Source organism: Streptomyces sp. NBC_01341, assembly GCF_035946055.1.
Taxonomy (GTDB): domain Bacteria; phylum Actinomycetota; class Actinomycetes; order Streptomycetales; family Streptomycetaceae; genus Streptomyces.
The window spans coordinates 1,339,204-1,354,170 of the sequence record NZ_CP108364.1 but is presented as its reverse complement, the minus strand read 5'-3'; the positions used below and the strand labels follow the sequence as shown (position 1 = coordinate 1,354,170).

General features: G+C 71.5%; 16 protein-coding genes. 11 read left to right on the top strand and 5 right to left on the bottom strand.

The genetic code is table 11. The features are described from left to right. Nucleotides 1–71: 71 nt before the first annotated feature. Nucleotides 72–872 (bottom strand): IclR family transcriptional regulator, encoded by an 801-nt coding sequence (locus OG206_RS06050; RefSeq protein ID WP_327112978.1) that lies wholly within the window; start codon nucleotides 870–872, stop codon nucleotides 72–74. 334 nt (nucleotides 873–1,206) lie between these two features. Between OG206_RS06050 and allB the strand changes: the two genes are divergently transcribed. From allB to OG206_RS06035, 3 genes are all read left to right on the top strand, one after another. Further along, the gene (gene allB, locus OG206_RS06045) at nucleotides 1,207–2,550 is read left to right on the top strand and encodes an allantoinase AllB (RefSeq protein ID WP_327112976.1); all 1,344 of its coding nucleotides are present in this window, start codon (nucleotides 1,207–1,209) and stop codon (nucleotides 2,548–2,550) included. Between the two features lie 2 nt (nucleotides 2,551–2,552). Then, a complete protein-coding gene (alc, locus tag OG206_RS06040) occupies nucleotides 2,553–3,668 on the top strand; it encodes an allantoicase (RefSeq protein WP_327112973.1) in 1,116 nt (371 codons plus the stop codon). Between the two features lie 88 nt (nucleotides 3,669–3,756). Then, on the top strand, nucleotides 3,757–4,086 hold the full coding sequence (locus tag OG206_RS06035; protein WP_327112971.1) for a putative quinol monooxygenase: 330 nt from the start codon (nucleotides 3,757–3,759) through the stop codon (nucleotides 4,084–4,086). 60 nt (nucleotides 4,087–4,146) lie between these two features. On the opposite strand, the gene OG206_RS06030 is transcribed toward OG206_RS06035, so the two are convergent. Then, complete coding sequence (locus OG206_RS06030; protein ID WP_327112969.1) at nucleotides 4,147–4,983, bottom strand: aldo/keto reductase; 837 nt, start codon at nucleotides 4,981–4,983, stop codon at nucleotides 4,147–4,149. Nucleotides 4,984–5,181: 198 nt separating this feature from the next. On the opposite strand from OG206_RS06030, the gene OG206_RS06025 reads away from it, so the two are divergent. Continuing rightward, nucleotides 5,182–5,805, top strand: a complete 624-nt coding sequence (locus OG206_RS06025; RefSeq protein ID WP_327112967.1) for a dihydrofolate reductase family protein — start codon at nucleotides 5,182–5,184, stop codon at nucleotides 5,803–5,805. Nucleotides 5,806–5,858: 53 nt separating this feature from the next. Here OG206_RS06025 and OG206_RS06020 read toward each other — a convergent pair whose 3' ends face one another. Continuing rightward, nucleotides 5,859–6,503 carry a TetR/AcrR family transcriptional regulator gene (locus tag OG206_RS06020; RefSeq protein WP_327112965.1) on the bottom strand — a complete coding sequence of 215 codons (645 nt, stop codon included), beginning with the start codon at nucleotides 6,501–6,503 and terminating at the stop codon, nucleotides 5,859–5,861. 225 nt (nucleotides 6,504–6,728) lie between these two features. Here OG206_RS06020 and OG206_RS06015 point away from each other — a divergent pair, with 225 nt between their 5' ends. After that, a complete protein-coding gene (locus OG206_RS06015) occupies nucleotides 6,729–7,649 on the top strand; it encodes a DMT family transporter (RefSeq protein WP_327122197.1) in 921 nt (306 codons plus the stop codon). Here OG206_RS06015 and OG206_RS06010 read toward each other — a convergent pair. Beyond that, on the bottom strand, nucleotides 7,639–7,842 hold the full coding sequence (locus OG206_RS06010) for a hypothetical protein (RefSeq protein ID WP_327112963.1): 204 nt from the start codon (nucleotides 7,840–7,842) through the stop codon (nucleotides 7,639–7,641). The genes OG206_RS06015 and OG206_RS06010 overlap by 11 nt on opposite strands. 145 nt (nucleotides 7,843–7,987) lie before the next feature. Between OG206_RS06010 and OG206_RS06005 the strand changes: the two genes are divergently transcribed. After that, nucleotides 7,988–9,205 (top strand): sensor histidine kinase, encoded by a 1,218-nt coding sequence (locus tag OG206_RS06005; RefSeq protein WP_327112961.1) that lies wholly within the window; start codon nucleotides 7,988–7,990, stop codon nucleotides 9,203–9,205. Next, complete coding sequence (locus OG206_RS06000; RefSeq protein ID WP_327112959.1) at nucleotides 9,202–9,936, top strand: response regulator transcription factor; 735 nt, start codon at nucleotides 9,202–9,204, stop codon at nucleotides 9,934–9,936. The genes OG206_RS06005 and OG206_RS06000 overlap by 4 nt, the downstream gene beginning before the upstream one ends. A 32-nt stretch (nucleotides 9,937–9,968) precedes the next feature. Here the strand turns inward: OG206_RS06000 and OG206_RS05995 are convergent, their stop codons facing one another. Further along, on the bottom strand, nucleotides 9,969–10,973 hold the full coding sequence (locus OG206_RS05995) for a Gfo/Idh/MocA family protein (RefSeq protein WP_327112957.1): 1,005 nt from the start codon (nucleotides 10,971–10,973) through the stop codon (nucleotides 9,969–9,971). Nucleotides 10,974–11,066: 93 nt separating this feature from the next. Between OG206_RS05995 and OG206_RS05990 the strand changes: the two genes are divergently transcribed. From OG206_RS05990 to OG206_RS05975, 4 genes are all read left to right on the top strand, one after another. Continuing rightward, complete coding sequence (locus tag OG206_RS05990) at nucleotides 11,067–11,828, top strand: GntR family transcriptional regulator (RefSeq protein WP_327112955.1); 762 nt, start codon at nucleotides 11,067–11,069, stop codon at nucleotides 11,826–11,828. 209 nt (nucleotides 11,829–12,037) lie between these two features. Further along, nucleotides 12,038–13,051 carry a sugar ABC transporter substrate-binding protein gene (locus OG206_RS05985; RefSeq protein WP_442805806.1) on the top strand — a complete coding sequence of 338 codons (1,014 nt, stop codon included), beginning with the start codon at nucleotides 12,038–12,040 and terminating at the stop codon, nucleotides 13,049–13,051. Next, nucleotides 13,048–14,097 carry an ABC transporter permease gene (locus tag OG206_RS05980; protein ID WP_327112953.1) on the top strand — a complete coding sequence of 350 codons (1,050 nt, stop codon included), beginning with the start codon at nucleotides 13,048–13,050 and terminating at the stop codon, nucleotides 14,095–14,097. Before OG206_RS05985 ends, OG206_RS05980 begins: the two co-directional genes overlap by 4 nt. Beyond that, the gene (locus tag OG206_RS05975; protein ID WP_327112951.1) at nucleotides 14,094–14,954 is read left to right on the top strand and encodes an ATP-binding cassette domain-containing protein; all 861 of its coding nucleotides are present in this window, start codon (nucleotides 14,094–14,096) and stop codon (nucleotides 14,952–14,954) included. The genes OG206_RS05980 and OG206_RS05975 overlap by 4 nt, the downstream gene beginning before the upstream one ends. The last annotated feature ends 13 nt before the right edge of the window (nucleotides 14,955–14,967 follow it).

Here is a 14,967-nt window from a genome sequence, read left to right as displayed (position 1 = left end):
CGCGCCCTCGGGGCGCCCCCCGGGGGCGCGTCCACCTGGGCTGCATGCGGCCGTCGGCCCGGGGGGTGACGTCAGGAGGCGGGTCCGCTGCTGGCCAGGGCCTCGGACAGCTCCTTCGCGATCTGCTGCAGGATCGGCACGATCCGCTCGGTCGCCGTCTCGGTCACCCGGCCCGCAGGCCCCGAGATCGAGATGGCCGCCGAAGTGGGTGAGTCCGGGACCGGGACCGCGAGGCAGCGCACCCCGATCTCCTGCTCGTTGTCGTCCACGGCGTAGCCCGCCCTGCGCACCTGTTCCAGGGCGTCGAGGAAGCCGTCCGGAGTGGTGATCGTCTTCTCGGTGGCGGCCGGCATGCCCGTACGCGCCAGCAGGGCGCGTACCTCCTCGGCGGGGGTGTGCGCGAGGAGCGCCTTGCCCACGCCGGTGGAGTGCGGGAGCACGCGGCGGCCCACCTCGGTGAACATGCGCATCGAGTGCTTCGACGGTACCTGGGCGACGTACACGATCTCGTCGCCGTCGAGCAGCGCCATGTTCGCCGTCTCGCCGGTCTCCTCGACCAGGCGCTGGAGGTAGGGCCGCGCCCACGTGCCCAGCAGCCGGGACGCGGACTCGCCGAGCCGGATCAGGCGCGGGCCGAGGGCGTAGCGGCGGTTGGGCTGCTGGCGTACGTACCCGCACACGACGAGGGTGCGCATGAGCCGGTGGATGGTGGGCAGCGGGAGGCCGCTGCTCGCGGCGAGCTCGCTGAGTCCGACCTCGCCCCCGGCGTCCGCCATGCGCTCCAGCAGATCGAAGGCGCGCTCGAGGGACTGGACCCCGCCACTGGGACCGGCGGGCTTGGAGTCGGAAGTGCTGGCGTGGGACGGCGGCACGTCAACGGTCCTTTCGAAGCGGAGGCAAGGCAGCAGCCTACCGGGCCGTTCCCGATCGGCCCACTGCTCCCGGTGCGGCGTCCTTGCCGGTCAGGACCTGTTTTGTCCTGGTGTCGACGGTCCGGCGCGCGTTCGGCCGGCAGCCGGGTGACGCCTCTCCTGGTCCATTCTACGTTCCGTCTGGCGAAAATGAACTTTTACTTCGTGGAAATGTCCAATCGAGACGGTGTGCTTTCCAGGTTGCCGTCCGGCAGGGAGGGGGGCTCTTGACGGGTCGCTTCCCCGAGTGAAGACTCCTTCAACAGTTCGTTGAATTTCTGCGTGAGGAGCACAGGTGCCCGGTGTGGACCCGAAACTGGTACTCCGCTCGACGCGTGTCGTCACCCCTGAGGGAACCCGCGCCGCAGCGGTGTCCGTCGCGGACGGGGAGATCGAGGCCGTCCTGCCCTACGACGCCGAGGTGCCGGGCGGCGCCCGAGTCGAGGACTTCGGCGACGACGTGATCCTGCCGGGCCTGGTCGACACCCACGTCCATGTGAACGACCCCGGGCGCACCGAGTGGGAGGGCTTCTGGACCGCCACGCGCGCGGCCGCGGCGGGCGGCATCACGACCCTCCTCGACATGCCCCTGAACTCCCTCCCGCCGACCACCACGGTCGAGCACCTGCGGGTGAAGCAACAGGTCGCCGCCCCCAAGGCGCACGTCGACGTCGGTTTCTGGGGCGGCGCGCTGCCGTCCAACGTCAAGGATCTGCGTCCGCTGTACGAGGCGGGGGTCTTCGGCTTCAAGTGTTTCCTGTCGCCGTCCGGGGTGGAGGAGTTTCCCGAGCTGGACCAGGAGCAGCTGGCCCGGTCCATGGCGGAGATCGCCGGTTTCGGCGGTCTGCTGATCGTGCATGCCGAGGATCCCCACCACCTGGCCGACGCTCCGCAGCGGAGCGGGGAGAAGTACGCGGACTTCCTGGCGTCCCGGCCGCGTGACGCGGAGAACGCCGCGATCGAGGGTCTGATCGCCCACGCGAGGCGCCTGAACGCCCGGGTCCACGTGCTGCACCTGTCCTCCAGCGACGCTCTCCCGCTGATCGCGGCCGCCAGGCGTGAGGGTGTGCGCGTCACGGTGGAGTCCTGCCCGCACTTCCTCACGCTGACCGCCGAGGAAGTCCCGGACGGGGCAACGGAGTTCAAGTGCTGCCCGCCGATCCGTGAGGCCGCCAACCAGGACGCCCTCTGGGAAGGGCTCGCCGACGGCACGATCGACTGCATCGTCTCCGACCACTCCCCGTGCACCACCGACCTCAAGACGCCCGACTTCGCCTCCGCCTGGGGCGGGATCTCGTCGCTCCAACTGGGCCTGCCCGCCATCTGGACCGAGGCGCGCCGGCGTGGACACACCCTGGACGACGTCGTCCGCTGGATGTCCGCCGCCCCCGCCGCCCTCGCCGGACTGACCCGCAAGGGCGCCATCGAGGCGGGCCGGGACGCCGACTTCGCCGTGCTCGCACCCGACGAGACCTTCACCGTCGACCCCGCCGGACTCTTCCACCGCAACCAGGTCACCGCCTACGCCGGACGGACCCTGCACGGTGTCGTCAAGTCCACCTGGCTCCGCGGCAGCCGGATCGCGGCGGACGGCGAACTCGCCGAACCGGCCGGCCGTCTCCTGGAGAGGAACCACTGACCATGACAGCGACACCGCACTTCACCGGCGACGCGCACCCGTACGCGGGCGGCGACCCGTACGCCGACTACCGCACCGCCGACTTCGCCTTCACCTCCCTCGTGGACCTGGCCGACCGGCGGCTCGGCGGCGGCGTCATCGCCGCCAACGACGAGTTCTTCGCCGAACGCGAGAACATGCTGAAGCCGGAACCGGCGGAGTTCGACCCGGAGCGCTTCGGACACAAGGGCAAGATCATGGACGGCTGGGAGACCCGCCGCCGGCGCGGCGCGAGCGCCGCCGAGCCGCACCCCACCGACGCGGACCACGACTGGGCTCTCGTGCGCCTCGGCGCACCCGGCGTCGTACGGGGCATCGTCGTCGACACCGCCCATTTCCGCGGCAACTACCCGCAGTCCGTCTCCGTGGAGGCGACCTCGCTGCCGGGCTCCCCGTCCCCCGAGGACCTTCTGGCCCCCGGAGTGGAGTGGACGACCCTGCTCCCCCGTACACCCGTCGGCGGACACGCGGCCAACGGCTTCGCGGTCGACGCCGGCCGGCGCTTCACCCATGTGCGCGTCAACCAGCACCCCGACGGAGGCATCGCCCGGCTGCGGGTCCACGGCGAGGTCGCCCCCGACCCCGCGTGGCTGGCGGCCCTCGGCACGTTCGACCTCGTCGCCCTGGAGAACGGCGGGCAGGTCGAGGACGCCTCCGACCGCTTCTACTCCCCGGCGACCAACACCATCGCGCCGGGCCGCTCCCGCAAGATGGACGACGGCTGGGAGACCCGCCGCCGCAGGGACAAGGGCAACGACTGGATCCGCTACCGGCTGGCCGAGGAGTCCGAGATCCGGGCGCTGGAGATCGACACGGCCTACCTGAAGGGCAACGCGGCCGGCTGGGCGACGGTCTCCGTGAGCGAGGGGGAGGACGCGCCGTGGACCGAACTCCTGCCCCGCACGCGGCTGCAGCCGGACACGAACCACCGGTTCGTGCTGCCCGCACCGGTGCGTGGTACGCATGTCCGGATCGACATCCACCCTGACGGCGGGATCTCGCGGCTCCGGCTCTTCGGCTCGCTCACCGAGGAGGGCGCGGCGCGGCTGACCACCCGTCACGAGGAGCTCGGCGGGTAGCGCCCGTGGGCTGGTGTGCCGGTTCGTGCCCGTCCTGCGGGCATATGGGACCCTGGCCGGAACGCCGCCCTACCGACCTGGAGACGCCATGATCTTCATCGCCGTCAAGTTCACCGTGCGTACCGCCGAGCGGGACAACTGGCTGCCCGCCATGGAGGCATTCACCCTGGCCACCCGTCAGGAGCCGGGCAACCTCTTCTTCGACTGGTCCTACAGCGTCGAGAATCCGGACCAGTTCGTCCTGCTCGAAGCCTTCGCCTCCCAGGAGGCGGGCGTGGCACACGTGAACTCGGAGCACTTCAAGGCGGCGATCGACACCATGTCCGATCTCGTCACGGAGGTTCCGGAGATCATCAACGTCGACGTGCCCGGCGACGACTGGTCCCGGATGGCGGAGGTCACCCCGCGCAACCGGTGACCCCGGGTGCCCGCGGCGGGCCCCGGCGGCCCGGCACGGTGGGCCGCCGGGCCGGCCGGGTCAGAACTCCTCGTGCGTGTCGGGGTCCCCGCCGAAGCGGTGCGGGGGCCGGGCCCCGATGAGGTCGAGTTCCCGCTGTGTGAGCTCGAACCCGAACAGGTCGAGGTTCTCCCGCTGCCTCCCCGGGTCCGCGGACTTGGGAATCGGCACGGCACCCAGCTGGGTGTGCCACCTCAACACCACCTGGCCGGGCGTCACGCCGTGGTTGGTGGCGGCCGCGATCACCTCGGGGGTCTCCAGGACCTGACGCCCCCGGGCCAGCGGGCTCCAGCTCTCCGTGACGATGCCCTTCGCCGTGTGCACGGCCCGCAGCTCCTCCTGCGGGAGCAGGGGGTGCATCTCGATCTGGTTCACCGCCGGCAGGACGCCCGTCTCGCGCTCCAGCCGGTCCAGGTGGGCCGCCGTGAAGTTGGAGACGCCGATCGAGCGGACGAGTCCGTCCCGGCGAAGCTTGATCATGGCCTTCCAGGTGTCCACGTACCTGTCGACCCGGGGCAGCGGCCAGTGGATGAGGTACAGGTCGACGTACTCCAGTCCCAGGTTGCTCCGGGACTCCTCGAACGAGGCCAGCGTCTCCTCGTAGCCGTGGTGCCGGCCCGGGACCTTCGTCGTGACGAACAGCTCCTCCCTCGGTACCCCCGCGCGGGCGATACCGCGGCCCGTGCCCCGCTCGTTGCCGTAGTTCAGCGCCGTGTCCACGAGCCGGTAGCCGATGCCGAGCGCTCCGGCCACGGCCTTCTCCGCGTCCTCGTCGTCGAGCGGCCAGGTGCCGAGGCCCACGGCGGGGACGGTGCTTCCGTCGCGGAGGTTGCGGACCGGGGTCGGTGTCTGGCTCATGGTCTCCCGTTTCGTTCGCGTGCCGTCCCCGCCAGCGTAGGCCGGGTCACCGGGGGACGCGGCGCGGGGAACCGCCACCGGACGGGTGCGGTGGAGCCCCGCCGGGCGCACCGATGAGTTCCGCCCGACAGTGGGGTCATGACAAGCACAGGCGCGCGGACTGCCGGACACGCGGCAGCGAGGTGAAGGAGCAGGATCATGGCGAAGCTGACGCTCACCACGTTCGTGTCACTCGACGGCGTGATGCAGGCCCCCGGGGGACCGGACGAGGACACCACCGGAGGATTCGAGCACGGCGGATGGCTGGTGCCGTTCGCGGACGCGGACATGGGCGCCTTCATCGGAGAGGTCTTCGACCGCTCGGGTGCCTATCTCCTGGGGCGGCGCACGTACGACATCTTCGCCTCCTACTGGCCCCGGGTCACCGATCCGGAGGACCCGGTCGCCTCCCGGCTCAACACTCTGCCCAAGCACGTCGTGTCCACCACCCTCACCGACCCGGACTGGGAGAACACCACCGTCATCGCGCGTGACGTGCCCGCCGAGATCGCCGGACTGAAGGAACGGACGGAGGAGGGCGAGCTGCAGATCCACGGCAGCGGCGCCCTCGCGCAGTCCCTGATGGCGCACGGCCTGATCGACGAGTACAACCTGCTCGTCCACCCGGTCTACCTGGGCACGGGCCGACGGCTCTTCCCGGAGGGCGGACAGCCGACGGAGTTCGAACTGCTGGATGCCAGGACCACCGGCAGTGGCATCGCGATCCAGACCTACCGGGCGGGGGGCCGCGCACGGTTCGGGACCTTCGAGCGCGACCTCTGAGCGGGCGTGTGCGCCGTCCGGACGAGGCCCTCCGGCGGTTCGCGGGGAGCGTCTCAGGGGGCCGGAGGAAGCAACGCCGGGTCGGGGGCGGCGGCGCGCAGCCGGCCCAGGATGGCCCGCGCAGCCTTCGCGTAGCCGGGGCTGTTGTTGTGCAGGACCGACTCCGCATTGGCCAGTTCCATGAACGCGATGAGCTCGAAGGCGAGTTGGGAGACGTCGGTGTCCGCCGCGAGCTCGCCCCGCACCCGGGCCTCCTCGATCGTCTCCTCCACGAAGGTGACCCAGCCGGTCTGCGTGGAGGCCAGGGCGTCGTGCACCTTGCCCTCCCGGGAGTCGAACTCGGCGATGGTCGCGTAGAAGAAACAGCCGCCGCTGAACACCCGGCGCTGCGAGTAGGAGAGCCAGCTCTCGCACATGCGCCAGACGCGGCCGAGTCCCGGCGGCGCCGCCCGGGTCGGTGTCAGCACGTGCTCGACGAAGACGCTCACGGCGGCGCGGACGGTGGCGAGCTGCAGTTCCTCCTTGGAGCCGAACAGGGCGAACACACCGCTCTTGCTCAGTTTGAGCTCGGTGGCCAGCCGACCGAGCGACAGCCCCTCCAGCCCCTCGGTCGAGGCGACGTGGACCGCGCGCCCCAGCACCAGTTGCCTGGTCTGGTTCCCCCGCTCGACCCGTCCGTCCAGCCGCGCTCCACCCATGTGCCCAACTCCGTGTGTCCGAGCGTCCCAAGGCCGACATTCTAGGAGGAGCCGGCGCCGCGGGGACACCGGTTCGGGCCGGTGACAACCCCCTGGGCCGCGCGCCGGGGCCATCCTTCGGACTGCGGTTCCCGGGGCGTCCGTCCGTTCGGTACGGTGATCGCTCCCCGTGCGAGCCGGCGAAGTCTCCACACCGATCCCGCTGTGGAGAACCAGGAGAACAACGTGTCGTCCGCCGTCCTGCCCGCCCGCGCCCCCTCGCGCCGCGCGTTCGTCGCCGACCTTCCGCTGCTGCTCGTCGCCGCGGTCTGGGGCGCCAGCTATCTCGCGGCCAAGGGCATCACCACCACCCACACCGTGGTAGCCGTCCTCGTCCTCCGCTTCGCGATCGTGCTGCCGGTCCTGGCCGTCGCCGGGTGGCGCGGGCTCCGCACCCTGCGGGTGGCCCAGTGGCGCGGCGCAAGTCTCCTGGGCCTCGTCCTCAGCGTCATCTTCCTGCTGGAGACGTACGGCGTCGTGCACACCTCGGCGACCAACGCCGGACTCATCATCAGCCTCACGATGATCTTCACCCCGCTCGCGGAGGCCGCGGTGACCCGGGTCCGCCCGCCGGGGCCCTTCCTCGCTGCCGCCGGGCTCTCGGTCACCGGCGTGATGCTGCTGACCCAGGGCGGCGGCTTCACCCGCCCCTCGGGGGGTGATCTCCTGATGCTGCTCGCGGCGCTCGCACGGACCGTCCACGTCCTGGCCATGGCCCGCATCAAGGCGGTCCAGGACGCCGACTCGCTGTCCCTGACCACCGTGCAACTGGGCGGCGCGGTCGCCGTCTTCGCCGTACTGGCTGCCGTCCCCGGCACCGGTGAGGCGCCCTGGACGGTGGCGGCGGGGTTCGGCGCCGCCGAGTGGACCGGGCTGGTCTTCCTCTCGGTCTTCTGCACGCTGTTCGCGTTCTTCGTGCAGATGTGGTCGGTACGCCGCACCTCGCCGTCCCGGGTCAGCCTCCTGCTCGGTACGGAACCGCTCTGGGCTGCCGCGGCCGGCATCGCGATCGGCGGCGAACGCCTCGGCGCGCCCGGGCTGCTGGGCGCCGTGCTGGTGCTGGCGGGCACCGCCTGGGGACGTCGTCACGCCGGCGTCACGTCCTGATGGAGTCCGCCGCGATCATCACGGCTGCGCCGGTCACGACCAGCACGATGCTGACGAAGATCCCGTAACCGCCGAGGACATCGAGCCGCGCCACCAGCGCCCACAGCCGGAACCAGCCGGTCCACTCGTGCAGCAGCCCGGCCACACCCTGCGCGAACACGATGAACCCGGCCGTCTCCACGAATTTCTTCATGGACCGAGGCTCGCGCGGCCCGCCGCACGCCCGCGTCCGCCGTCGGTCTGCGGGCGCACGGCGAAAGTCTCGGATCGTGCGACTTTGGTGTCTCCCTGGCCGGCAACCGTCTTTTCGTGTCCCCCGCCTGAGTAGATTCGTCGACATGACACGCACGGAGTACCGCTGGCTGCTGCCCTCGGCCCTGGCCGACGACGAGTTGCCCGGCGACCGGGGCAGGGCGCGCCGGACCGTGCGGGACTGGGCCGTCGACATCACGGCCTTCCTGTGCGCCGCCGGCATCGGGGTGCTCGCCCTCGCGGCGATCGAGGCCGATCCGACCACGTCCGACAGCGTCGTCTTCGCGGACTCGCTCGTCGGCGCCGCGGCGTGCTGCGGACTGTGGCTCCGGCGGAGGTGGCCCGTCGGAGTGGCCGCGGCCCTGACGGCCGTCAGCCTCGTCGAGCCGGCGGCGGCCGGGGCCACGCTGGTCGGTCTGTTCAGCCTGGCCGTGCACCGGCCGTTCCGGCCGGTGGCCGTCGTCGGCGCGGCCGCCCTCGCCATCACCCCCCTGCAGCCGATGCTGCGGCCGGACCCCGAGACCTCCTTCGTCGTCTCCGTGGTCATCGGTGCCCTGCTGATCCTCCTCGTCCTCAGCTGGGGCATGGCCGTACGCTCACGGCGCCAGCTGGTCGTCTCCCTGCGCGAACGGGCACGCCGGGCCGAGACCGAGGCGGCACTCCGCGCGGAGCAGGCGCAGCGGCTGGCCCGTGAGGCCATCGCCCGGGAGATGCACGACGTGCTCGCCCACCGCCTGACACTCCTCAGCGTCCACGCCGGCGCCCTCGAATTCCGGCCCGACGCACGACCGGCCGAGGTCGGCCGTGCCGCCGGAGTCATCCGGGACAGCGCACACGAGGCCCTCCAGGACCTGCGCGAGATCATCGGTGTCCTGCGCGCCCCCGGGGAGGGCGACGAGGGGAACAGGCCGCAGCCCACCCTGGTGACGCTGGAGGCCCTGATCGAGGAATCCCGTGCGGCCGGCATGGAGGTCACCCTGGACAACCGCGTGTCCGAACCGGCCCGGGCACCGGCCGCCACCGGGCGCACCGTCTACCGCATCGCCCAGGAGGCCCTGACCAACGCCCGCAAACACGCGCCCGGCGCCCCGGTCCGCGTCACCGTCGCCGGCGGCCCCGGCGACGGGCTGACGATCGAGGTCGGCAACCCCGCCCCCGACGCCGCCTTCGAGCCCGTCCCCGGATCCGGCCAGGGGCTCATCGGCCTGACCGAACGCGCGACCCTCGCCGGCGGAAGCCTCGACCACGGATCCCGGCCCGACGGCGGTTTCACGGTGCGCGCCCGGCTACCGTGGCCGGCATGAGCACTCCCACGCCCCCGGAGACACCACCGGTCCGGCTCGTCGTCGTCGACGACGACCCGCTCGTGCGCGCCGGGCTCGCCCTGATGCTGGGCGGGGCCGACGGCATCCTCCTGGTGGGGGAGGGCGCGGACGGCACCGAGGTCGGGGCCCTGGTCGACCGGGTGCACCCCGACGTCGTGCTCATGGACATCCGGATGCCCGGCATGGACGGCCTCGCCGCGACCGAGGCCCTGCGGAGCAGGCCCGGCGCCCCCGAGGTCGTCGTCCTCACCACCTTCCACGCCGATGAGCAGGTGTTGCGCGCCATCCGCGCCGGCGCCGCGGGCTTCGTCCTGAAGGACACCCCGCCCGCGCAGATCGTCGAGGCGGTCCGCCGGGTCGCGGCCGGAGAACCCGTCCTGTCGCCCGCCGTCACCCGCCGGCTCATGGCCCGCGCGGCGGGGGACCCGGCGGATGACGGCAGGGCCCGCAGAGCCCGTGCGCGGCACAGGTTCGCCGGACTCGGTGAGCGCGAGCAGGACGTCGCGGCCGCCGTCGGACGCGGCAGCTCCAACGCGGAGATCGCCGCCGCGCTGCACCTCAGCGTCGCCACCGTCAAGACGCACGTCTCCCGCATCCTCGCCAGGCTGAACCTCAACAACCGTGTCCAGATCGCCCTGTTGGTGCACGACGCGGAACTCCTCCATGAGGACGCGGACGAGGACGAGGCGCGGGGCACCGGCCCAGGCTGAACCCGGCAGACCGGTGGAGGGAGTGGCGCGACTCAGGTGCCGGGAATCTCCGCCATCCGCACGGGGCGGTGTTCCCGGCGCGACAGCTCGCACGCCTCGGCGACGCGCAACGCGTGCAGTGCCTCCCTGCCGTCGCACGGGTTCGCCAGCTCCCCGCGTACGACGCCGAGGAACGCGTCCAGCTCGGCCTCGTACGCCGGGGCGAACCGCTCCAGGAAGCCGGGCCACGGCTTCGCCGGGGCGGGCGGGCCCGCCGGCTCGGCGGACGTGAGGGGGGTCCGGTCGCCGAGGCCGACCGCGATCTGGTCCAGCTCGCCGGCCAGCTCCATGCGCACGTCGTAACCGGCGCCGTTGCAGCGGGTCGCGGTGGCGGTGGCGAGCGTGCCGTCGTCCAGGGTCAGCAGCGCCGCCGCCGTGTCCACGTCGCCGGCCGCGCGGAACATCGCCGGGCCGGCGTCCGACCCGGTTGCGTACACCTCCGTCACCTCACGGCCCGTCACCCAGCGCAGGATGTCGAAGTCGTGCACGAGGCAGTCCCTGAACAGCCCGCCGGAGAGCGGCAGATAGGCGGCGGGCGGGGGAGCGGGGTCGGAGGTCGACGCCCGTACGGTGTGCAGCCGCCCCAGGGCCCCGCTCCGCACCGCGGTCCGCGCGGCGGCGTACCCCGCGTCGAACCTGCGCATGAATCCCAGCTGGAGCACGCTTCCCGCGCGCTCGACCTCGTGCAGGGCGCCCAGGGTTCCCCGCAGGTCCAGAGCGACCGGCTTCTCGCAGAAGGCGGGCAGGCCCGCCCGCGCCGCCCGCCCGATGAGGTCCGCGTGGGCCGAGGTCGCCGATGTGATCACCACGGCGTCCACCCCCGCGCCGATGACCTCCTCCGCGGAGGCGAGCGCGGTGGCGCCCGTGCGCTCCGCGACCTCCGCGGCCCGGACGGCATCGGGGTCGGCCACCACGAGGGAACCGACGCCGGGGTGGCGTGCCAGGACGCCCGCGTGGAAGGAACCGATCCTGCCCGTGCCGATGAGTCCGATGCGCATGGACTCAACGTGCCGCCCGGCCGACGCACTGTCAACTATATGTCCTGACAAATTGGAGGGTGCGGCGCGAAGGTACGCGGTACGCTCCCTGCCGTGCCCAAACCCGCCGCCGACTCCGCCGCTCTGGGGCTCGGCGTGGACCGCACCAGCCCCGTCCCGCTCTACCACCAGCTGGCCCAGCAGCTGGAGGCGGCCATCGAGCAGGGGCGGCTCGCACCCGGCAGCCTCCTCGGCAACGAACTGGAGCTCGCCGCGCGGCTCGGCCTCTCCCGGCCCACAGTCCGCCAGGCGATCCAGTCACTCGTCGACAAGGGCCTGATGGTGCGCCGGCGCGGCGTCGGGACCCAGATCGTGCACAGCCGCATCAAGCGCCCGCTCGAACTGAGCAGCCTGTACGACGACCTGGAGACCGCCGGCCGGCAGCCCTCCACCCGGGTCCTGCGCAACACGGTCGAGCCGGCCGGGCCGGAGATCGCCGCCGCGCTCGGCGTCGAGGAGGGCACCGACGTCCATCTCGTCGAGCGGGTGCGTTACGCGCACGACGAGCCCGTGGCCCTGCTGCGCAACCACCTCCCGCCACGGCTGCTCGACCTCGGCACGGAGCGGCTGGAGACGACAGGTCTCTACCGGATGATGCGCGGCGCGGGGATCACCCTGCACAGCGCGCGCCAGACCATCGGCGCCCGGGCCGCCACCGCCGAGGAGAGCGAGTCGCTCTCGGAGCCGGTGGGGGCCCCGCTGCTGACGATGGAGCGCACGACCTTCGACGACGGCGGCCGGGCGGTCGAGTTCGGCTCACACGTCTACCGGGCCTCGCGGTACGCCTTCGAGTTCCAGCTGCTCGTGCGCCCCTGAGGCCCTCCGGGCGGCTCCGCGTAAGAATGTTCGGACAAAAGCATTGACGAGGTCATGCTACGTCGCTAGAACGTCGGGAGGGCGCGGCCCGCGCCCCTGCCGGGCCACGCCGGTCCGGGCTCGGGGATACTTGGCCCGGCCGGGCGGCGAGTCCGCTCTCCCGGTCTCACCAGGCAGCACAGCGAGCAGCACTAGAAGGGCACGGCGTCGTGGCAAGGGTTCGGACAGGGGTACGCGTGATGGGCGCCGTGCTGGCAACGGTACTGGCGGCCTCCCTCGCGGGATGCAGCAGCACCGGCGGCAAGCGGGCGGAGGAGCGCGCGGCCAAGGAAGCCGCCGAGGGCCGGTCCGCGGTGAACACGCCCCGCTGGACATTCGCCATGGTCACCCACTCAGGTGATGGCGACACCTTCTGGGACATCGTCCAGAAGGGCGCCGAGCAGGCGGCCGGCAAGGACAACATCAACTTCCTGTACTCGCACAACGCCGAGGGACAGCAGCAGGCCGAGCTCGTCCAGACCGCGATCGACAAGAAGGTCGACGGCCTGATCGTCTCGCTGGCCAAGCCCGACTCGCTGAAGGCGGTCGTGACCAAGGCCGTCAAGGCGGGCATCCCCGTCATCACGGTGAACTCCGGTTCCGCCGAGTCCAAGGCCTTCGGCGCGCTCACCCACATCGGCCAGGACGAGTCCATCGCGGGCGAGGCCGTCGGTGACGAGCTCGGCAAGCGCGGCCGCAAGAAGGCGCTGTGCGTCCTGCACGAGCAGGGCAACGTCGGCCACGAGCAGCGGTGTGCCGGCGCCAAGAAGTCCTTCGACGGGACGATGGAGAACCTCTACGTCGACGGCACGAACCTGCCCGACGTCCAGGCGTCGATCGAGGCCAAGCTCGGCGCGGACCAGGACATCGACGCCGTCGTCACCCTCGGCGCGCCGTTCGCCGCCGCGGCCGTCAAGGCGAAGAAGACCGCGGGCAGCAAGGCGGAGGTCGACACCTTCGACCTCAACGCGAGCGTGGCCGCCGGACTGCAGGACGACTCGCTCGGCTTCGCCGTCGACCAGCAGCCCTACCTCCAGGGCTACGAGGCCGTCGACCTGCTCTGGCTCTACCGCTACAACCAGAACGTGCTCGGCGGCGGCCTGCCCGTCCTGACCGGCCCGCAGATCATCACCGCCGACGACGCCGACGCCCTTGCCGAGTACGCGAAGCGGGGAACCCGATGACCGCGACCGGGCAACCGGCGGTGCCCGGCGCCGACGAACGCCTGCTGCACACCTCACCGCTGCGCAAGCTGCTCGGCCGGCCCGAGCTCGGCTCGGTCGTCGGGGCCGTGGCCGTCTTCCTGTTCTTCGCGATCATCGCGGACAGCTTCCTGCGGCCGTCCAGCCTGGGCACGATCCTGTACGCGGCCTCCACCATCGGGATCATGGCGGTGCCGGTGGCGCTCCTGATGATCGGCGGTGAGTTCGACCTCTCCGCCGGTGTGATGGTGACCAGCTCGGCGCTGATCTCCTCGATCTTCAGCTACCAGCTGACCGCCAACGTCTGGACGGGCGTCTTCGTGTCGCTGCTCGTCACCCTGGGCTTCGGTGCGTTCAACGGCTTCATGCTGACCCGCACCAAACTGCCCAGCTTCATCATCACGCTGGGCACGTTCCTGATGCTGACCGGCCTCAACCTGGGATTCACCAAGCTCATCAGCGGAACGGTGTCGACCAAGGCCATCGGTGACATGGAGGGCTTCGAATCGGCCCGCAAGGTCTTCGCGTCCTACCTCACCATCGGCGGCGTCGAGCTCAAGGTCACCATCCTGTGGTGGGTGGTGCTCATCGCCGTCGCCACCTGGATCCTGATCCGCACCCGCTTCGGCAACTGGATCTTCGCCGTCGGCGGCCAGGCCGACGCGGCCCGCGCGGTCGGCGTCCCGGTGATCCGCACGCGCATCGGGCTCTACCTCGGTGTCGCCTTCGCCGCCTGGGTCTCCGGGCAGCACCTGCTGTTCTCCTACGACGTGGTGCAGTCCGGCGAGGGTGTGGGCAACGAGCTGATCTACATCATCGCTGCCGTCATCGGCGGCTGCCTGATCACCGGTGGCTACGGCTCCGCGATCGGATCGGCGATCGGCGCCCTCATCTTCGGCATGACCAGCAAGGGCATCGTGTACGCGGAGTGGAACCCCGACTGGTTCAAGTTCTTCCTGGGAGCGATGCTGCTCCTGGCCACCCTGCTCAACGCATGGGTACGCAAGCGCGCGGAGGCGACGAAATGACGGCCACCAAGGCTCCCGCACCCCGGGACACGGCCGGTCCCGCGCTGATCGAGCTCGACGACGTCAGCAAGTACTACGGCAACATCAAGGCCCTGGAGAACGTCTCGCTGGAGGTCCGGGCGGGGGAGATCTCCTGCGTCCTCGGTGACAACGGCGCAGGCAAGTCGACCCTCATCAAGATCATCGCAGGCCTCCACAAGCACGACGCGGGAAGCTTCCTCGTCGAGGGGGAGGAGACGACCCTCGCCAATCCGCGCGACGCGCTGGACCGGGGGATCGCCACCGTCTACCAGGACCTCGCCGTCGTGCCGCTCATGCCGGTCTGGCGCAACTTCTTCCTGGGCTCGGAGCCGACGAAGGGCACCGGCCCCTTCAAGCGCCTCGACGTCCGGCGGATGCGCGAGACGACGCGTGCGGAACTGCTGCGCATGGGCATCGACCTGCGTGACGTCGACCAGCCCATCGGAACCCTCTCCGGGGGCGAGCGGCAGTGCGTCGCCATCGCCCGCGCCGTGTACTTCGGCGCCAAGGTCCTCGTCCTGGACGAGCCGACCGCGGCGCTCGGCGTCAAGCAGTCGGGGGTCGTCCTCAAGTACGTCGCGGCCGCCAGGGACGCCGGACTCGGCGTGGTTCTCATCACGCACAACCCGCACCACGCCTATCTGGTGGGCGACCGGTTCGTCCTGCTCAAGCGGGGCGCGATGTCCGGCAGCCACACCAGGGACGACGTCACCCTGGACGAGCTGACCCGCCAGATGGCTGGTGGGAGCGAGCTCGAAGAGCTCAGTCACGAGCTCGAGCGTGCGCCCTCCCCGGACCACCTCGGTGGCCGCCAGGTCGGGGAAGACACCCCTTAAGTCACGTTCTGCA